Annotated in this window: 17 protein-coding genes and 1 riboswitch; of the genes, 7 read left to right on the forward strand and 10 right to left on the reverse strand. The window is 61.4% G+C overall.

The annotated features are described in order from the left end of the window. The first annotated feature begins 413 nt into the window (after positions 1–413). The 5 genes from BWP39_RS12560 to BWP39_RS12580 all read left to right on the forward strand — a co-directional run bounded on the left by BWP39_RS12560 (position 414) and on the right by BWP39_RS12580 (position 5,455). Positions 414–2,705, forward strand: coding sequence for a PA14 domain-containing protein (locus tag BWP39_RS12560; protein ID WP_207556783.1), 2,292 nt, complete (start codon positions 414–416; stop codon positions 2,703–2,705). A 284-nt stretch (positions 2,706–2,989) separates the two neighbouring features. Then, the gene (locus BWP39_RS12565; RefSeq protein ID WP_207556784.1) at positions 2,990–3,295 is read left to right on the forward strand and encodes a divalent metal cation transporter; all 306 of its coding nucleotides are present in this window, start codon (positions 2,990–2,992) and stop codon (positions 3,293–3,295) included. Between the two features lie 141 nt (positions 3,296–3,436). Next, positions 3,437–4,036, forward strand: coding sequence for a sigma-70 family RNA polymerase sigma factor (locus tag BWP39_RS12570; RefSeq protein ID WP_096720587.1), 600 nt, complete (start codon positions 3,437–3,439; stop codon positions 4,034–4,036). Further along, on the forward strand, positions 4,033–4,764 hold the full coding sequence (locus BWP39_RS12575; RefSeq protein WP_096720589.1) for an anti-sigma factor: 732 nt from the start codon (positions 4,033–4,035) through the stop codon (positions 4,762–4,764). The genes BWP39_RS12570 and BWP39_RS12575 overlap by 4 nt, the downstream gene beginning before the upstream one ends. Positions 4,765–4,963: 199 nt before the next feature. Beyond that, positions 4,964–5,455: a fasciclin domain-containing protein gene (locus tag BWP39_RS12580; RefSeq protein WP_235851444.1), complete on the forward strand. Its 492-nt coding sequence runs from the start codon at positions 4,964–4,966 to the stop codon at positions 5,453–5,455. Between the two features lie 54 nt (positions 5,456–5,509). Here the strand turns inward: BWP39_RS12580 and BWP39_RS12585 are convergent, their stop codons facing one another. The 3 genes from BWP39_RS12585 to BWP39_RS12595 form a co-directional block, all read right to left on the reverse strand. Beyond that, the gene (locus BWP39_RS12585; RefSeq protein ID WP_096720591.1) at positions 5,510–6,964 is read right to left on the reverse strand and encodes a DEAD/DEAH box helicase; all 1,455 of its coding nucleotides are present in this window, start codon (positions 6,962–6,964) and stop codon (positions 5,510–5,512) included. Positions 6,965–7,008: 44 nt separating this feature from the next. After that, positions 7,009–8,238, reverse strand: coding sequence for a D-amino acid dehydrogenase (locus BWP39_RS12590; protein WP_096720593.1), 1,230 nt, complete (start codon positions 8,236–8,238; stop codon positions 7,009–7,011). 40 nt (positions 8,239–8,278) lie between these two features. Then, positions 8,279–8,386, reverse strand: a riboswitch (glycine riboswitch). A gap of 159 nt (positions 8,387–8,545) precedes the next feature. Then, the gene (locus BWP39_RS12595) at positions 8,546–8,809 is read right to left on the reverse strand and encodes a type II toxin-antitoxin system HicB family antitoxin (protein WP_096722502.1); all 264 of its coding nucleotides are present in this window, start codon (positions 8,807–8,809) and stop codon (positions 8,546–8,548) included. Between the two features lie 128 nt (positions 8,810–8,937). Here BWP39_RS12595 and BWP39_RS12600 point away from each other — a divergent pair, with 128 nt between their 5' ends. Continuing rightward, a complete protein-coding gene (locus tag BWP39_RS12600) occupies positions 8,938–9,552 on the forward strand; it encodes a uracil-DNA glycosylase family protein (RefSeq protein WP_096720596.1) in 615 nt (204 codons plus the stop codon). A 14-nt stretch (positions 9,553–9,566) separates the two neighbouring features. On the opposite strand, the gene BWP39_RS12605 is transcribed toward BWP39_RS12600, so the two are convergent. Genes BWP39_RS12605 through BWP39_RS12615 form a run of 3 tightly spaced genes read right to left on the reverse strand, consistent with a single transcriptional unit; the run spans position 9,567 to position 12,086 of the window. Further along, positions 9,567–10,025: a GNAT family N-acetyltransferase gene (locus tag BWP39_RS12605; RefSeq protein WP_096720598.1), complete on the reverse strand. Its 459-nt coding sequence runs from the start codon at positions 10,023–10,025 to the stop codon at positions 9,567–9,569. Positions 10,026–10,053: 28 nt separating this feature from the next. Beyond that, positions 10,054–11,061: a sterol desaturase family protein gene (locus BWP39_RS12610; RefSeq protein WP_096720600.1), complete on the reverse strand. Its 1,008-nt coding sequence runs from the start codon at positions 11,059–11,061 to the stop codon at positions 10,054–10,056. Positions 11,062–11,075: 14 nt separating this feature from the next. Continuing rightward, entirely contained in the window at positions 11,076–12,086 is a 1,011-nt protein-coding gene (locus tag BWP39_RS12615) for a YncE family protein (protein ID WP_096720602.1), read from the reverse strand. Between the two features lie 436 nt (positions 12,087–12,522). Between BWP39_RS12615 and BWP39_RS12620 the strand changes: the two genes are divergently transcribed. After that, positions 12,523–14,205: a SulP family inorganic anion transporter gene (locus tag BWP39_RS12620; RefSeq protein ID WP_096720604.1), complete on the forward strand. Its 1,683-nt coding sequence runs from the start codon at positions 12,523–12,525 to the stop codon at positions 14,203–14,205. Between the two features lie 69 nt (positions 14,206–14,274). Here BWP39_RS12620 and BWP39_RS12625 read toward each other — a convergent pair whose 3' ends face one another. From BWP39_RS12625 to BWP39_RS12640, 4 genes are all read right to left on the reverse strand, one after another. Then, positions 14,275–15,636, reverse strand: a complete 1,362-nt coding sequence (locus BWP39_RS12625) for an MFS transporter (protein WP_096720606.1) — start codon at positions 15,634–15,636, stop codon at positions 14,275–14,277. A 40-nt stretch (positions 15,637–15,676) separates the two neighbouring features. Continuing rightward, entirely contained in the window at positions 15,677–16,810 is a 1,134-nt protein-coding gene (locus BWP39_RS12630; RefSeq protein WP_096720608.1) for a porin, read from the reverse strand. Positions 16,811–17,149: 339 nt separating this feature from the next. Then, positions 17,150–17,353 (reverse strand): hypothetical protein, encoded by a 204-nt coding sequence (locus BWP39_RS12635; protein ID WP_096720610.1) that lies wholly within the window; start codon positions 17,351–17,353, stop codon positions 17,150–17,152. Between the two features lie 57 nt (positions 17,354–17,410). Continuing rightward, positions 17,411–18,169, reverse strand: coding sequence for an LptM family lipoprotein (locus tag BWP39_RS12640; RefSeq protein WP_096720612.1), 759 nt, complete (start codon positions 18,167–18,169; stop codon positions 17,411–17,413). Between the last annotated feature and the right edge of the window lie 313 nt (positions 18,170–18,482).

Genomic DNA, 18,482 nt, shown 5'->3' on the forward strand with positions numbered 1-18,482 from the left:
TCGCGCGCCTGAACAGCACGCGGATCTGGAATCGGGGATCTGGACGATGCGATGCCAGCGTGCCTGCGACCGGCTTGATGCGCTGGCATTGCGCTCCGGTGTTGTGCCCTGGTGTTGCGCTGTTGATCGACCAGGTCAGGCGGACATGCTGCCGATGGTGGATGTCGAATGCGTGACATCCGTCGATAGAGGCTGACAGCAGCGTTGCGACGAAAACCGACCTTTCAGGGTTAGTCCTGATAGAGATATCTCTTAGTAATAATATTATTCATCATCGAAAATTCATTACCAGACCTTTCCTGCGAGCGCCTCCTGTTCTGGCGTAGCACGATGTCGTCCGTCCAAAGGACGTTCGGAATAAATTAATAATAATGACCCAGACCTCTGATTAGACGGGATCTCAGGAGATACAGGTGCGCAATTATCTGGTGCTGGCGGCAGCAGCGATGCTGGCCGCTTGCGGGGGCAATGGCGATTCGCCATCGGCCGTCTCGACAGCAAACAAGCAGGTGCCGGTGGCAGCCAATGCGGTGGCGGCATCGGCCGCGGCGGCGTCGAACGTCGAGAGCGAATTCAAGGCGGCGCAAGGCGTTGCGCTCGGGATGAAAACCACCACGCCTGCGGTTGTGATCCGCGATCCCGATCAGAACCTGCCGCCATACACGCCGCCTCCACCGCCCCCTGTGCTGTCGACTACGACGCTCAGTTTTGGCGACTTCACGAGCTATCTCTCTGCCGGTTCGACTCAGGGCTGGGCAGCGGGCACGACGAGCGGTAGCGTGACGATTCCCGCCCCCGCGACCAACGGCACCGGTGCCGGCGACAAGGCCGTTGCGCTCGCGAATACCTATACGACCGCCTCGTACGAAGCCGACGTGACGGTCACGCCGCCGGTCGGCAACGGCCCGGCGAACGCGGGCTTCATCGTTCGCACGACCAACCCGACGGCCGGCGGATTCGATAGCCTGACCGGCTACTTCATCGGCCTCGACACCGCCGCGCATACGCTCGTGGTCGGCCGCGAGAATAACAACTGGACCAACTTCATCGACTACCCGGTGAGCACGATAGTCGGTGGCAGCACGCACCATCTGAAGGTCACGACGAGCGGCACCGCGATCACCGTCGATCTCGACCAGCAACGCGTGCTCAGTCTCAACGACGCGACCAACGCACTGCCCGCGGCGTTCGCGTCAGGCAGTTTCGGCGTGCGCCGCTTTGGTGTCGGCGCGACGTTCAGCAACATCACGATCAAGACATACCCGACCGTTACTTCGCCCACCTACGATTTCTCGAAGGTCGTCGGCATGGTGTACTCCTCATCGACCGCAGTGAACGCGATCGACTTCTGGCAGAACTACGATCCCTCCGTCGTGAACCGCGAACTGACGTACGCGCAGACCTACGGCATCAACACGATCTCGGTGTACCTGCACTACCTGGTATGGGCCAACGATCGTGTCGCGTTCCTGAGCAAGTTCGAGAACCTGCTCGAGATTGCCGCGCGTCACGGCATCAAGGTGTCGCCGATCTTCTACGACGACTGCTGGAACCAGACGCCGGAATACGGTCCGCAGCCGGCGCCGGTCTGGGGCGTGCATAACAGCCGGTGGGTACAGTCGCCAGGCACACCGATTGAACAGGCGTACTTCCAGCCGAGCGCGTCGAATCCGAACGTGACGTACAAGGCGAGCCTCGCGAACTACATCACCGACTTCGTCGCGCCGCACCGGAACGACCCGCGTATCGTCTTCTGGGAACCGATGAATGAACCGGGTTGTAGCGGCAACGGCGCGCTGCAGGAAACGCGTGCGGTGATGATGAACGACGCGCGCATCGCGATCCTGAATGCGGGCGCGACGCAACCAATCAACTCGCCGCAGGTGCAGGAAGACGAAGGCAGCTACTTCTCCGACTTCTACGCGTTCCATCCGTACAACAATCCGTACACGGGTCCGATTAACGGCAGCAGCGTCAATGCGTTGAACTCGGAAACGTTGCAACGCGGTTTTCCAGGCACGACCGGACAGACGATGGCGGGTATCGTCTCGAACTACGGTGGCACGACGGGTTTCATCATCTGGGAGTTGATGATCGGTCGCACGAATACGCGCTTCCATTGGGGGCAAGTGCCGAGTGCGCCTGCCACCGTCGAACCGGCGATACCGTTCCAGGGGACGATCTATCCTGACGGCCATCCGTGGTCGACGGCGGAAATGCAGGCGTTGACCGGTGGGTTCTATGTGAAGCTGCCTGTGCTGAATGTCGGGTATTACAACGATCCGACTTTTAACAGCGCTCCGGTGAAGACTTCGATTACGCCGTTGATTGATTTCGATCTGAACACTGAGCGTGGTACGGATTCGCCCGATGCGTCGGCGGGGGTGAATGCTACCGGCTATGGCGTGCGGTGGACTGGCGCGATTGAAGCTGCGGTGAGTGGGCCGTACCGGTTCTCGATCAATAGCGATAACGTGGCGCGTCTGTGGATCGATGGTGTGGAGGTGATCAACAAGAAGAGTGCATCACTGTCGACAGTGAGCGGTACCGTCTGGTTGAAAGCGCGGCGGCATGCTTCGATCAAGGTCGAGTATGTGCACAACACGGGCGTGGCGAGTATGCATCTGACTTGGTGGAGTCCGTTTGCGCGTAGGCCTGATGGGTTGCGGATTGTGCCTTCGGGGTCGCTTGTGTCTTCGGGCTGAAGTGTTATCAGGTGCTGCAGAAAGTGAGAACTGTGGCGGGTAGGTGAAAAACCGCTGCCACAGTTCTTGCAAAAATCCGGACGGCCGATACTTCTTGCTAGAACCCGGCCGTCCGCCGCTACCGGGCTCCTCTCATTCGCCGACGTTCGTCGCGAACTTCCTCTATGCCGTGCACCGCCGATCGATGCTGTCGCGCAGCGTCGTCGACTATATTTTTGTTCGCCTGCATCCGTCGATCCATCCGCTCCGTAGAGGTCAATGAGGACTCGCCGTTTCTCCGGAAGATGAAGATGATCATGCAGGGCTTCGTCGGTTTCCGCATACCAGTCTGGCTCAGACGGCTCGTGACAATGTTGCCGGCATTTGTTGTAATCGGCTTTGGTGCGAATCCGACCCGGGCCTTGATCATCAGTCAGGTGGTGCTCAGTATCGCGCTTCCGGTACCGATGGCGATGGTCGTCTGGTTTTCGTCGAGCAGGCGATGGATGGCACAGCACCGCAATCGCCATTCGACGATCCCCGTCGCATCGTTTGACGCGGCCGTCGTGATGGCGCTCAATCTTGTCCTCCTGTGGCAAACGCTGACGTAGTCCACGAAGGCGCGGTGGCATGCACAGGAGAGCCTGAACATCCGATGGCCACATGCGCAGACAGCACGCGCTTTGAGTGACCACCGCACGGCGACGTTGCTGTTATTCCCGATTACGCGCAGCCAACCCGCAGGGAGCGCGATGGACATGCAACGAAATGCAGCGACCAACGACGACCGTCCGTTGGACGGAGTTGAAGCCCATCGCCGCCATGAGCTGAACCGCCTGTTGCATGAGGCGGGCGAAGGCGACCAGGCAGCATTCGCCACGCTCTATCAACGCACTTCCGCCAAACTGTTCGGCGTATGCGTGAGGATGCTGCGCGATCGCGGTGAAGCCGAAGAAGTCCTTCAAGACGTCTATGTCACGGTATGGCGCCAGGCTGCAAGCTTCGACCCAGGACTCGCCAGCGCCGTTACCTGGCTCGCGACGATCGCGCGCAACCGGGCCATCGACCGCTTACGGCGCCGGCGCGAGGAACCGCTGGACGCATCGATGGAAGAGGAACTCGCCGACGAGCATCCTTCGCCGGCCGCAATGGCGGAGCGCAGTCAGGAGAAGCGGCGTCTGGAACGGTGCCTCGACGCCCTGCCTGCCCAGCAGGGAACCCTCGTACGAGAAGCCTTTTTTACGGGTGCGACGTATGCCGAACTGGCTGTGCGCCTGAGCGTGCCGCTCGGTACCATGAAAAGCTGGATCCGGCGTAGCCTGATTCAGCTCAAAACCTGCCTCGATCAATGAATACGCCCTCACACGATCCCGACGAACTGCGGTGCGCCGAGTATGTACTGGGCGTGCTCGACGCTGACGAGCGCAGGCAGATCGAGGAGGCGATGCAGCACGACCCCCGGCTCGCCGCGAACGTAGCGCGCTGGCAGGAACGCCTGATGCCGCTGAGCGAGGATGTCGGCGAGATCGCGCCGGCGCCCTATGTATTGGCGCGCATCCAGTCCGAACTGGGTTTCGCATCGGCCGCACCATATCGGCCTCGCGCCAGGCTGTGGGACAACGTTCGCTTGTGGCGCTGGGTCGGCATCGGTTCGAGCGTCGCGGCTGTGGTGCTGGCGATCGTGGCCGTGGTGCCTGTCTGGCGTGGACCCGTCGCGGTGCCGGAGGTGCCGGGCAATAGCGGCTACCTGGTTGCGAATATCGGCCGTGAAGACGGTGGAGCAGGATGGACCGCTACCGTCGACGTTCAGCGTGCCCGCATGGTGATCGTTCCGGCCAGCGGCACGGCGGTCGCCGCCGGTCGTTCCACAGAGCTGTGGCTCATCCCGTCGGACGCTCGACCTGTCTCGCTCGGTGTGATCGCCGCCGACCGGCCGACTATCGTCACGCTGCCGCCAGCGCGACTCGCACAGCTGGACCCTCGGGCCATCCTCGCTGTGTCGCTGGAACCGTACGGCGGGTCGCCTACCGGACAGCCAACCGGGCCCGTGCTCGCGAAAGGGGGAGTCGGTGGTGCATAAGCCGTTTCTGCATATTTAATCGAAGTACGTGCATCCGTCGGTTCGTTCGATCCGTATCTCCGATTGCTTCCAGTCCGGAAGCGTCGATCTTTCGGGGAGAACCGAAATGCAATCCTGTAACCAGATGAAGACCATCGGTGCAATGCTCACGCTTGCGCTGGCGTTGGGAACGGCCGTGCCCGCCGCGACGGCCGGATCGATGTCCACCGACAATACGGTGGAAGTCGGCGGCGCCGCGATGTACCCGTCGAAAAATATCATTGCCAACGCCGTGAATTCGAAAGACCACACGACGCTGGTAGCGGCCGTCAAGGCAGGCGGTCTCGTGGATACGCTGTCGGGCACCGGACCCTTCACGGTCTTCGCACCGACCAACGAGGCATTTGCCGCATTGCCGCCCGGAACCGTCCAGACGCTGCTCAAGCCGGAGAACAAGGCAACGCTCGTGAAAGTGCTCACGTATCACGTCGTACCGGGTCGCATCACCGCGCACGACCTCGCGATGGCAGTCGATCAGGGTGGTGGCAAGGCGAGCCTGAAAACGGTCGAGGGCGATTCGCTGATCGTCAGCAAGGACGGCAAAGGGTGGGCCATCACCGACGACAAGGGCGACGTCGCGCATGTAACGATTGGCGACGTGATGCAATCGAACGGCGTGATTCATGTCGTCGACACGGTACTGATGCCTTGACGTCGGTGTGAAAAGCTCGGCGAGGTCTATGGCTGACGTTACTCGCCCCATGAATCAGGGTTGGCGCTTGCCACGACCACCGGCGGGTTTGCCAGCCGGCTTACGTGAACCCGCAACTGGCTTGCTGGCGGGTTTGCTGCGTGGTTTTTGCACGCTGAATGGATTACCGCCGGAGAAGCCTGTGCCGCTTGTGCTTTTACCCGCAGCCAAAACGCGCTGCGCCACAGGCTTGCGTTTGTCTTCGCCACTTTGCACCCGCGGCTTTTTACCGGGCACCTGCATAGCACCCGACGCAACTTGCAGCACTTTCGCCTTCTTAGGCTTTTTAGGCTTCTTGATAATCTCGCCCGTCGCACTGGTTTGCGGCACACGGTGTTCAGCTTCAAAGCCCGGCTCTTCCTCACGACGCAACGTTTGCCGGATCAGCGCTTCAATCGCGGCCAGTTGCGGCGCTTCATCGGCACACACAAGCGACACCGCCACGCCACTAGCACCCGCACGACCGGTACGGCCAATACGGTGCACATAGTCTTGCGCGACGATCGGCAGATCGACGTTGATCACCAGCGGCAGGTCGTCGATATCGAGCCCGCGCGCAGCCACATCGGTGGCAACCAGCATATGCACTTCGCCCGTCTTGAAGCGCTCAAGCGCACGCAGACGCGCGGGCTGCGGTTTATCGCCGTGGATGGTGTCGACCGCATAGCCCGCTTCATCGAGCATGGCCGCCAGGTACTCCACGCCAACGCGGGTTTTGACGAACACCAGCGCGTGCTGCCAGCTGTTCGCCGCCACAAGGTGCATGAACAGGTCCGGCTTGTTCTTTTTATCCACCGTCACCACCCACTGCTTGATCCGGCTCGCCGTGGCATTGGGCGGGCTGACGCTAATATCGACCGGGCCGCGCAGAATGCTCGCCGCCATGGCGCGGATCTCGTCGCTAAACGTGGCCGAGAACAGCAAGGTCTGGCGCTGAACAGGCAACGCAGCAAAAACAGCGTTGAGTTCGCGTGCAAAGCCCAAATCCAGCATGCGGTCGGCTTCATCGAGCACCAGCGTCTGCACCTGATCAAACTGCACCGCGTTCTGGCGATTCAGATCCAGCAAACGGCCCGGCGTGGCAACGAGCACATCGACGCCTTTGCGCAACGTCATCATCTGCGGATTGATACTCACACCGCCGTAGGCGGCCAGGAATCGTAAGTCGAGGCCTTTGCCGTAATCGATAAAGCTTTGCAGCACCTGCTCAGCCAGTTCGCGCGTGGGCACCAGCACCAGAACGCGCGCGCGATTGCTGGACACCGCCGGGCCGTGCTGCACCAGCCGTTGCAGGAGCGGCAGCGCAAAACCAGCCGTTTTACCCGTGCCGGTCTGCGCCGCAGCCATGACGTCCTTGCCGCTGAGCACAGCAGGAATCGCCTTGGCCTGCACCGGCGTAGGTGTCTGGTAATTGAGGTCCTGCAGATTACGCAGCAACGCATCGATCAGGCCAAGCGAGGCAAAAGACATGGACATATTCCGGGCTAAAACCGCGATTCTAGCGGTTACCGCGCTCAATGCCCGAGCGATGCCTCAACCGCCAGCGCGACGCCTTCCGCCGTCGCCGCCGAAAGTGTCCAGCCAAGGTGCCCATGTCCGGTGTTGTAGAACACACCGCGTCGCTTGCCTGGTCCTACTTTCGGCAGCATGCCCGGCATCATCGGTCGCAGCCCTGCCCACGGCACGACGCGCGACGTCGACACGTCGGGGAAATGCCGGCGTGTCCAGTTGATCAACGGTGCAATCCGCTCTGCACGAATGTCGCGATTGAAGCCGTTGATTTCCGCCGTACCAGCGACGCGAAAGCGGTCCGCACCCAGACGACTGGTGACGATCTTCGCGCCGTCGTCGAGCAGACTCACCCAGGGCGCACTGCGGCGGCTGGTTTCGTCATCGAGACACACGGTGATCGAATAGCCCTTCACCGGGTACACATTCACGTGGTCGCCAAGCATCGCGGCGAACTGGCGGCTATGCGCGCCGGCACACACGATCACGCTGTCGTAGCGATCGCCGTTCGACGGTGCGTCGGGCTGTGTCGCAACGATTTCGAAGCGACCGTCGCTGTGCTGCGTGATGTCGGCAATCTCCGTGTCGTACAGAAAGCGCACACCGTCGCGCACGCATGCGTCGCTCAGACCGTGTGTGAATTTGTGAATGTCGCCGGTGGAGTCCGATGGTGTGAAAAAGCCGCCGTAGAAGTTGCTGGTCAGCGTCGGTTCGATCGCGTGAATTTCACCGTCGGTGACGGCACGACGGTCGAGCCCACCTTCACGCAAAAGCACGTTCACCTTCGACGCCGCTTCGAAGCCACGGCGATCCGGATACACGTGCAGGATGCCCCGCGTTTCCAGATCGAAATCGATGTGTTCGCGCTCGGCGATCGAGAAGAGAAACTCGCGCGCCTGGATCGCGAGCCTGACGGTCTCGACGGTATTCGCGCGATAACGCGGGATCTGCGCGAGAAACTCGGCCATCCACGAGTACTTGTGCCAGCTCGGTTTGAGGCTTAGCAGGAGCGGTGCATCCGCGGTGAACATCCAGCGCAGGCCTTTGAGCACGGTCGATGTGCTGTTCCACACCTCGGCGTTACTCGCGGACAACTGCCCGCCGTTCGCAAACGAGGTCTCCATCGCGGAGTAGCGATGGCGTTCGATGAGGGTGACGTCGAATCCACGTTTGCGCAGGGCGTACGCAGTCGTGACGCCGGTAATACCGGCGCCGATGATGGCGATATGGTGCATGACAAGGTCCAGAAAGAGTTGAGCATCGCCGGTTGGCGTCGATGCCCCATCTGTCCTTGGACCTGAGAGTTTCTTCCCTGCCGTGGCGGCGCGGAAATCCCCTTCGGTGGGCGCGTGAACAACAGCGCCGCTCTCCAGATGTTCTTGCTGCGCGGTCCTGGGTGCCTGAGAGTTTCCGGGGCGGTTGCTCCGTCGGCGTCGTCCGTGAAAACCGGGCGATCTCTTCCGCGCTGCGTTGGTGAACACTGGAACGTTATACAAAGCGCGGGGTTTGTGCAAGGGGGCGCTTTGGTGGTGGCGTTTCTGACTAGGCGTTTTTGATCTTCGACAAGTCGATGTCGATAAGCATCCACGCACCGCCCTGGTACTCTGGATGGTTCAGCCACTGCTCAAGCGCTGACGGTGCCGGAACCGGCTCACCATCTGCAAAGTGAGCTTCCGCAGCTTCCTGCGCATTGGCAGGAATATCGGCCCAGTCATCGGCCGCCGAATAGCAGCCTGGAAAGTCGGGAAACTCGATGCCGTTCGCGTGTTTCGCGTCGCCGGGCTGGATATAGGCTGGATAAAGCACGATGCTCTCCTTCGCGTTGGGTCCATTCACTTCAGACCCGCTTGTTTCAGTAATACACAATCATCAGAGTAAGTAGCAGCCCGCGATACACTTGCCACCTACCCATCCGCCCGACCCCACCCATACCCATGCCCGCGTCGCACCCCGCCCCGCTCGACACGCTGCTCCGCGAGATCCGCGCGTGCACGGTGTGCGCAAAACATCTTCCACACGGCCCGCGTCCGGTTGTAAGAGCATCGACGAAAGCGCGCATTCTGATCGTCGGACAGGCGCCCGGTGCCCACGTACACGCGAGCGGTATCCCGTGGAACGACGCAAGTGGCAAGCGGTTACGCACGTGGCTCGACGTCGACGATACGACCTTCTACGACGAGACGCAGTTCGCGATTGTGCCGATGGGTTTCTGCTACCCCGGCAAAGGCAAGAGCGGCGACTTGCCGCCGCGGCCCGAGTGCGCACCGTTATGGCTCGACAGGCTGCTCGCACTGATGCCGCACATTGAGCTGACCTTGCTGATCGGGCAATACGCACAGCGGCATTTCCTCGCGGAGCGCCGCAAGGCATCGCTGGCCGACACGGTCGCGGCATGGCGCGACTATGCGCCGGCCGTCATCGCGCTGCCTCATCCGTCGCCGCGCAACATAGCCTGGTTCGTACGGCACCCGTGGTTCGATGGTGAAATTCTGCCGATGCTGCGCGCGAGAGTGGGCAAGCTGCTGGCCGATGGCGCAGTGCTCCCCTAACCGCATCCCGAGGTTTACAACGCGAGCTTGTACCCCTCGTGACTAGCGACAAAACCAAGCCGCTCGTAGAACCGGTGCGCATCCCCCCGACTCTTGTCGGTAGTCAGCTGAACCAGTCCGCAATGGCGCGCCCGGAATTCCTCGATTGCCCATTCCATCACGCGCTGGCCAAGACCCGAATCTCGCCGATGCGCGGCAATGCGCACCGCTTCGATCTGCCCGCGCCACATGCCCGTCCGCGCAATCCCCGGAACAAACGACAGCTGCAGCGTGCCGATCACCTCGTTGCCGTCGACCACCACCACTAACCGCTGGTTCTTATCGGCTTCAATGGCGCGGAAAGCATCGACGTACCGGCTGTCGAGCGGTTCGCCCAAAACTTCGCGATGATTACCGAGCGCGTCGTCCGCAAGCAACGCGACGATAGCAGGAACATCCGAGAGCAACGCCGAACGAAAAACAATAGATTCCACAACCACACCTTGTGACTGAAAGAGAAGTTCAGCGCGTTGCGCCGCCCGCGTAATTGCGCTGTCCGCGCAAGCGCTTCACGATACGACCAAACGCATACCACTGCTGCGCAAGCAGGCCCTCGCCATACGAACGGGCCGCGCCGTCCGGCACCGGCAACTGATCGCGGATACCGGTCGGCTCGACGGTACGATTCCACGACACCGTACCGAAGATCATGTCCCACCACGGAAACAGCACGCCGAAGTTGCAGCCGTAGCGCACACCCTCGTGGCCGTACCCGATCGCATGATGCCGCCGATGAAAGATCGGGCTCACGATCACGCGCTCAAGCAGCCATCCATAAGGAAGCCGTGCGTTCACGTGCTGCACGCTCTGCATGAAGTTGCCGACGGCGACGAGCACCACGAACTGCGCCGGCTGCACACCGATAAACAGCGAAATCGCCGCGAAGAACGCGGCCTGAATGATGTCATCGAGGAAGTGATTGCGGTCATCGGCCCACAGCGACATCTGCTGCTGGCTGTGATGCACGGCGTGCAATTCCCACCAGACGCCGAAGCGATGCTGCCAGCGGTGATACCAGTAGCCGAAGAAGTCGAGCACGATCAGGTAGATCAGGAACGACACAACCGGCTGATCGGTCACGCCGGGCCACAGGCTATCCACATCGATATTAGGAATGTTGTAGATCGCCATCAGGCTTTGCCAGTGATTGAACAGTGGCTGCAGCATGAAGAAAAACGCGATGTTGATGATGCCCAGCTTGGCGATCCATGTGTAGATCACGTCCGAGCGTAGCGCCTTGCGATCGGACCAGGTCTCGATGGGTCGCAACGCTTCGAGCGGCCGCAGCGCGAGATAGGTCACGACGATTTCCAGCACGCCGACAATCACCCAGTAGAGCGCGTCATACGTATCCTCGTCGTAGCCCATCAGCCCGAAGCGGTAGAAAAACGGCTGCACTACGTCGACGTACAGCAGCGTTTGCAGTGCCGAGATGCCGTTGTCGAGCTGCGCGAGAATTTCGTGAATCATCGAAAACCTCTTGATCAGTCCGGGTTAGGCGCGTAAATCGGCGCGCGGTTCGCGAAAAACAGTCCGTGCGGCGAACGTCCGACCGCAATGGTATCGATAAGTTTATGGGTCGTCAGGTCGATGATGCCCACGTGCTTGGCAAAACGGAACGTGACCCACAGGTAGCGGCGATCGGCGGACAGTTCCATATCGTCGGGTCCGGGCAGCAGACCGGTGATGTCCGCGACTTTTGTCAGCGCGTTGTAATCGAGAATGCTGATCGTGCTCTCCACGCGATTCGTGACGGCGATGTGCTGACCGTCGTCGAGATTGCGGAAGTTGTGCGCGCCGCGCCCGGTCTGGATTCGTTTGACGACCTGCTGCTTGTGCCAGTCGATCACCGCGACGTCGTCCTCGCCGGTCATGCCGATCAGCAGATAGCGGTCGTTGGGCGTCATCCACAGGCCGGCCGGCGTGTTGCCGATATGCAGCTTCCACAGCACGGTCTGCGTCGGCAGATCGATCGCGGCGACTTCGCCGGTGTCCTGCAGGGTCACAAACACCGTGCGGTTATCGGAGGCGAACGTCATGTGGCTCGGCGTCTTCGCGAGCGGCACGCGTTTCGCGAGCACGAGGTTCTGGCCGTCGTAGTGATAGATGTCGACCCGGTCGAGCCTGAGCCCGGCGGTCACAAACCACTTGTGATCGGGGGAGAAACCCAGCTGATACGGGTCCTCGATATCTTCGAGACGACGCTGCACCTTGCCCGTATGCGGATCGAGAAACAGCAGGTCGTTGGACACCGAATCGGCGACGATCAGCGACCGGCCGTCGGGCGTGATCTGCAGATGGTGTGGTTCCTTGCCGGTCGGCTCCGTGCCGATGACCTTGTGCGTGGTTTCGTCGATCAGGTTCAGTTGTGCTTCGCCGGAATCGAGCACGATCACATTGTCGGCGGCATACGCGCGATCCGCTGCGGCAAGCAGGACGCAAAGCGACGCGGCCAGCGCAGCGGCCCGGGTAATCGAAACGATAGAAAATGACATGAAGATCGGGCTCGTGCGGAAGAAATAAGCGAATCGGAAACCTGTGGGCTAACGCGAGCGAAGCGAGCAAAAAGCGTGGGGTATCGGCGGAAATCACGCGACGGCACGACGGTACCCCGGGGGTCCCAGTGCTCCTCTAACGCGTGACCCCACGCCGCCGATGACACAAAGAACGCAACAAAACACTGAATCCCCGCGAAACAGCCCCACGTTTGGCCCGACACTCTACTACGCACCGTCGGCCGCTCGCCTCGAACCCGCGCGAGCCGTGGTAACTTTGCAGCCTATGTGTAAGGGCCGTCTGGCCTCCAAATGGCTTACGCCGGTTCATCGTTTCATTGCTGCCCGGATACCCACGCTTCGATGTGTCCGCACTTCGACGCTCCACGGTTCCGCTCGATAACTCCTATATACCCAATCCATTTGGGAAACGGCGATGCGACTTCCTCTGTTAAAGGGTGTACTTCCTCTTGGCCGCGCGGCGGCGCTGCGCGATGCGCTGGCGGGCATCACGCTCGCGTCGATGAATATTCCCCAGGTGCTCGGCTATGCGCGTATTGCCGGCATGCCCGCGGTAACCGGCCTCTATACGGTGTTACTGCCGATCGTCGCCTTTGCGATTTTCGGTGCTTCCCGTCATCTGGTCGTCGCCGCCGATTCTGCGACCGCGACCATCTTCGCGAGCCAGTTGTCTACGATGGCACCGCTCGCGAGCGGCGCCTATGTCGCACTGGCAGGCGCAGTGGCCATGCTGACGGCGGGCATGCTCCTGCTCGCGCGCATCTTCAAGCTCGGCTTTCTGGCTGATTTTCTGTCGCGCACGGTCCTCGTCGGCTTTCTGGCCGGTGTCGGTGTGCAGGTCGGCATCGCGATGCTCGGTGACATGCTCGGTGTGCCGGGACACGCGTCGCGTACGGTTACGCAGCTCGGGTTGATCCTGCTGCATCTGAATCAGGTCAACCTGCCTACGCTCGCCATTTCGCTACTCGTCGTGATCTGCATCCTGATCAGCAAACGCTATGCACCGCGCCTCCCGGTGTCGCTCTTTGCGGTCATCGCCGGGATTGCGGCGAGCTACCTCTATGGCTTTGCCGGCCATGGCATCTCGGTCATCGGGCCGGTGGCCGGCGGCTTGCCGTCGCTGCATCTGCCGTTTGTCAGCTGGCGAGAAACGCTCGACCTGTTGCCTGTCGCCGCCTCGTGCTTCGCGATGATCATCGCGCAAAGCGCGGCCGCGGGGCGCGTCTTCGCCGAGCGGTATCACGAAACCGTCGATGAAAACGCCGACATTCTGGGGATCGCCGTAGCGAATGCAGCGGCTGCTTTCACCGGTGCGTTTGTCGTCAACGGCAGTCCGACGCAGACGGCGATGGCCGAGCGCGCCGGTGCCCGCAGCCAGTTCGCGCAAGTGGTCTTCGCCGCGGTCGTGGTGCTGGTGCTGCTGTTTCTGAGCGGATGGCTGCAGTACCTGCCTCACTGCATTCTGGCCGGCATCGTCTTCACGATTGCGATCGGCCTCGTCAATCTGAAAAGCCTCAGCGCGATTCGCCACGAAAGCCCCAGCGAATTCACGCTGGCAGTCTTCACTGCGGCGGCTGTGGTGTTGATCGGTGTGGAACAAGGCATCCTGCTTGCCGTCGGGCTGTCGCTGCTGAAGCACGTCCGCCACAGCTACCGCCCGCACACGATGATGCTGACACCCGGCCCCGATACGTTATGGGTGCCGGTGCCGGCGTTGCCGGGCTGCGAGACGGTGCCGGGGTTGATCATCTATCGTTTCGGCGCGGATCTGTTCTATGCCAACGATCACTTCTTCGTCGACGAAGTGCAAAGTCTCGTCGACCGGGCGCCGCACCCGGTGCACACGTTCATCGTCGATGCCGGGGCGATTACCGATCTCGACTACTCGGCGGCACGCTCGGTCAGCGATCTGTGCGAGTCGCTCGAACAGCGCGGGATCAAGGTTATCTTTGCGCGCGTCAACCAGTACCTGCGCTCCGATATGAACCGGCACGGCATCACCAAAGTGCTCGGCGACGCGCAGATCTTCCGGACCATGCACGAAGCGCTGGACACGATCGGCATCAAGCCCACGATGGTGAAGACGCGTGAGGCGTAGTGTCTTGCGGTCAGGCGCGGGACAGCGGTCCGCGCCTTTCATCGATGGGTTTTGCACACTTTCAATGCTTCAATGCGATAGCGGTTCGATCTCGCTCGCCTGGGCAATCACCGGCCGCGGATGAAAGCCCTGCTTGACGAGCAGCGCAACGCACGCAATCACACCGGCCACCGCGAGAACCGCGAAGATGCCCGCGAACGAAACATGCTGTCGGGCCAACTCGGCCACCAGAAACGATCCGCCGATGCCGCCAAACCGGCCGATGCCGAGCATCCATGCAACGCCGGTGCCGCGTCCGCGAGTCGGATAGAACGCAGCGGCCAGCGCCGGCATCGATGACTGTGCGGTATTCATCAGCACGCCCGCTGCGAACACCGTGAGAACCAGCAGACCGATATTGCCGACCGCGTGCCCAATGAAGAACACGCTGATCGCGGTCAATCCGTAACACGCCGCCACGATCCGGTCGGCGTTGAAGCGGTCCATCAAGACGCCGCACAATACCGCGCCCACTCCGCCAAGCGGAAAGAACGCGGAAACCAGTGTGGCCCGCTGCGCGCTCAAGCCCGCTTCCTTCAGCAGGACCGGCATCCAGTTGATCGACGAATAGAAAATGACGAGACCCATGAAGTAGGTCAGCCACAACATGATCGATCCAACCAGGTGGGTGCGGGACAGCACGAGCGCGGCGCCGCTCTTCCCCGCGTCCTCATGGGCCTGCTCCGTCATGACGAAAGCGCTGGCATCGGCGGCACTGGGATCGATGCGGCGTAACGTGGCGCGGATTTTTTCGACAGGGTGTGCGCGCGCGACGCGATAGCGCACCGACTCCGGTAGCGCGGCGAGCAACACGATGACGAGCAGCAGAGGCGTCGTTCCGCCGAACAGCAAGACGCTGCGCCAGCCGAAGTTCGGGATCAGCCACGCCGCGAGAAAACCGCCGAATGCCGCGCCAAGCGGGAAGCCGCAGAACATCAGATTGATCACGGTGGCGCGCCGTCGGTCAGGACAGAATTCGCTCATGATCGTCACCGCATTCGGCATCGCGGCACCGAGCCCAAGGCCCGTGATGAAGCGCAGCACCGTCAGTTGCGTGAGATCGGCGGAGTAAGCCGAGGCCACGCACGCCACCGCGAACACCACCACCGACGCAATCAGCAGCGCGCGACGCCCGAGGCGGTCCGACAGCGGCCCGGCGAGAATCGCGCCGAATGCGAGCCCAAATAGCGCAGCGCTCAGAACCGGCGCGAGCGCGGGCCTGCCGATGTTCCACTCGGCCATCAACGACGGCGCAATGAACCCGATCGCGGCCGTGTCGAATCCGTCCAGCAGGACAATCACAAAGCACATCGCGAAGATGAGCCATTGAAACCTGGAGAACGGGTGCTCATTAAGAAACGTTTGAACGTTGACTACCGGGCGCCCTGTCATGTCATTTCCATAGTGTGGATGGGTTGGCTCGATGCATGCGTCAGAACAGGTGCCGGATGCCGGCCATCACGCCCGTCTGCCCTTCCCCTGCGGGCGGCGTGGTGCCGCCGCCACCGGAGCTGACCGTATAGCGACCGTGCGCGCTGTTCGACAGATAAGCCGCCTGCAGATACACCGCGGTCGTCTTCGACAGCGAATACGTGCCGCGTATCGTCGTCATGGTCGCGCGCGCGTCCTGCTCGCGGTTCATGATCCGGAAGACCTCGCCATCCAGCGTGAAGGCCGGCGTGAAAGGATACGACGCGCCGAGGTAAAACAGATTCGAGCGCACGTCCGGACCGCCCGACGCATCGGCCTCGACCATGCGCCCTAACCAGCCGCCGCCCAGGTGCACGCCGAACACGTTCGCCCAGCCGTTCAGTTGCATGCGCACGTCCTTGTCGGCTCCGCTCGTCAGTGCGAATGGCGTCACGCCGTCGAAGAAGTTCGCCGCCGCACTCGCCCCGCCGCGCTGTTCATCATAGGCTGCGGCCACACCGAACGATGCCGTGTCGTACTTCAGCATCGCCGTCCATTCCCGGCAGTTGGTCGACTGTCCCGGCACCTGACCCGCGCAGGTGCCCTGACCGGGCGAGTTGCCGGTGCCCGCGCCGTCGCGGCCGAACGACCAGGTGGCCCCGAGTGTCAGCCCATGGAACGTGCCCTTGTACGCGATCGTGTTATCGCTGCGCGCGTTCGGCAGATAGGAATCGAGCGCACCGCTACCGTAGATGTCCGGACCTAGTATGTCGGAATCGGCCATCGCCCAATAAGTCATCGTGTACTGGCGACCGAACGACAGTTGCCCATACGGGCTTGCAAGTCCGACCCACGCCTGGCGGCCGAACAGCCGGCCGCCCTGGTTGAGGTCGCCGGCGCGCGTGTTGAATCCGCTTTCGAGGTCGAACACCGCCTTGTAGCCGCCGCCCAGATCTTCGCTGCCGCGCAGGCCCCAGCGCGACGGCAGCTCGCCGGTAATGCCCGGCATACGGACGACCGCATTGCCCGCCGCGTTCGCATGCGACACGTATTCGATGCCGGTATCGAGAATGCCGTACAAGGTCACGCTGCTCTGCGCATACGCCGATACGCTGACGAGCCCGAGCCCGCCTATCAGAACCGTTGAAAGCTTCATGGATCTCCGTCTCCAGTGTCGAATCGTTCTAATAATGTTCGCTAAACGGTTGTCGTTTCGTTTAGCGAACTTTGTATGACATGGCGGGATACTAGAGAAGAGCGGTTCGTGACACCTATGCGGGACAACCCGTAAGCCAACCGACAGACGTGCGGGCCCTTACCCCGGAGCCGCGTTGCATAACGCTTTCGAGGGACTATCTCGGATCGGCATAGTGGATATCGCCCTGCGTGTAAGGGCGAATGCGAGTGCGAATGCGAGTGCGAATGCGAGTGCGAATGCCAGGGCGAGTGCCGCGGCGTAACGCCGGGCTAAACCTGTTAGTGCTTGATGGCGAATCTAGTCGTCGGTCACGAAAACCTGCACCGGCGTTTCGATCGGCAGCACGAAGCTGTCGATGCGACAGGCTCTGAGGTCGAAGAGCAGTTGTTCGACGGCCGCGAGCGTGGCGCCCGACGCAGCCGCACTGCCGCCCGGCAAGCCGTTGCGAATTTCGAGGAGCCGTGCGACCGCTCGCCCCCTCAGCATGAACACGCGTTCCATCGATGCCCCCAGCATTGCCGCCGCGCGACGGTCCTGCGGCGCGGCTTCGTCATTGAATCACGGGATCGAGTCGGGCGGTGGCGCGAAGCGACTGTCGTTCTGCGTGTTCTGCGGAAATGGATTGGCTTTCATCCGGATTGCCGCCTCCGAGTCCTTCTCGGCAAACAGCGCGACGCCGATCACACCGACATTGGCGACATCGCCATTCGACGTATTCGCGACATAACTATGCGGCACCGACGAAAAGCGGAATGCCGCGACTTCCCTTTCATTTTTCCGGAAACCGTCGATTACCAGCGTCTTGCCCGGATAGAGAATATAGCCGCCCGTGCGATAACTGCCGGGCCGCCCCGAGATAACATCGAGACCGTCCACACTGGAAACCACTTCATAAGGCGCCCGGCCTTTGTTATATAAAACCATCTCGTAGTGATCTCCCGCTTTCCCGACGATATTCCACCGGCCATTGCCGCCGTGCAGCAGATTCAGCGTGTTATTGTTGCCGTCGCGAAACCGGAGATTGATCGCGCCGCTTGCCATCGAAAGGCTTGCGCGTGAATCGCCGGCATTGCTTTTAATCGTGTCGTTGTAATAGATCGAGGTGACGTCGTCGGGTGTGGTGCTGTCGGCGCGCTCGAACTTGACGGTGTGGGTCACCGAACTCACGGTCTCGCCCCACGCGGTGCCGAGCCCGGGGCGATCGGCGGCGGCATCGGTCGGCGCCAACGGCGACGCGGCGGACGGAAGACCGGCCTGGCCACAGGCGGCAAGCCAGAAAACCAGGGCAAGCATCAAAATGCGTTGAAGGATTTTCATTTTTAGCTGGCTTCGGGATGATGGTTAATCTGATTTTTCAAAATCTTCCGGTCATGCGAATATTATCGAACCGTCGATTTCACCCATACCGCTTCATCGATTGTGCCGCTCGTGCAGTCTACCGTAAGCAATCTGTTATAGGGTAGCCCGCCCATTCATAGGACACACGGGACAAAGCGATATTTATCGAAGACCACAAATAAACCCGGGAAGACAAATGTTCTTTCCCGCGCGCTCGTGAGATATTCGCCATACCCGATTCACTCCATTCCCTCTTACCCTGGCACGGAGTCCGTTAGTGCAACGACGTCAA

The sequence above is a fragment of the Paraburkholderia acidicola genome (assembly GCF_002362315.1).
GTDB classification, from domain to species: Bacteria; Pseudomonadota; Gammaproteobacteria; order Burkholderiales; family Burkholderiaceae; genus Paraburkholderia; species Paraburkholderia acidicola.

Bases quoted from the DNA above. Each gene is read 5' to 3' on its own strand.
- BWP39_RS12565 (WP_207556784.1), top strand. From the start codon at position 2,990: ATGAAGATGATCATGCAGGGCTTCGTCGGTTTCCGCATACCAGTCTGG.
- BWP39_RS12570 (WP_096720587.1), top strand. From the start codon at position 3,437: ATGGACATGCAACGAAATGCAGCGACCAACGACGACCGTCCGTTGGAC.
- BWP39_RS12575 (WP_096720589.1), top strand. From the start codon at position 4,033: ATGAATACGCCCTCACACGATCCCGACGAACTGCGGTGCGCCGAGTAT.
- BWP39_RS12580 (WP_235851444.1), top strand. From the start codon at position 4,964: ATGTCCACCGACAATACGGTGGAAGTCGGCGGCGCCGCGATGTACCCG.
- BWP39_RS12585 (WP_096720591.1), bottom strand. From the start codon at position 6,964: ATGTCTTTTGCCTCGCTTGGCCTGATCGATGCGTTGCTGCGTAATCTG.
- BWP39_RS12590 (WP_096720593.1), bottom strand. From the start codon at position 8,238: ATGCACCATATCGCCATCATCGGCGCCGGTATTACCGGCGTCACGACT.
- BWP39_RS12600 (WP_096720596.1), top strand. From the start codon at position 8,938: ATGCCCGCGTCGCACCCCGCCCCGCTCGACACGCTGCTCCGCGAGATC.
- BWP39_RS12610 (WP_096720600.1), bottom strand. From the start codon at position 11,061: ATGATTCACGAAATTCTCGCGCAGCTCGACAACGGCATCTCGGCACTG.
- BWP39_RS12615 (WP_096720602.1), bottom strand. From the start codon at position 12,086: ATGTCATTTTCTATCGTTTCGATTACCCGGGCCGCTGCGCTGGCCGCG.
- BWP39_RS12620 (WP_096720604.1), top strand. From the start codon at position 12,523: ATGCGACTTCCTCTGTTAAAGGGTGTACTTCCTCTTGGCCGCGCGGCG.
- BWP39_RS12625 (WP_096720606.1), bottom strand. From the start codon at position 15,636: ATGACAGGGCGCCCGGTAGTCAACGTTCAAACGTTTCTTAATGAGCAC.
- BWP39_RS12630 (WP_096720608.1), bottom strand. From the start codon at position 16,810: ATGAAGCTTTCAACGGTTCTGATAGGCGGGCTCGGGCTCGTCAGCGTA.
- BWP39_RS12635 (WP_096720610.1), bottom strand. From the start codon at position 17,353: ATGGAACGCGTGTTCATGCTGAGGGGGCGAGCGGTCGCACGGCTCCTC.
- BWP39_RS12640 (WP_096720612.1), bottom strand. From the start codon at position 18,169: ATGAAAATCCTTCAACGCATTTTGATGCTTGCCCTGGTTTTCTGGCTT.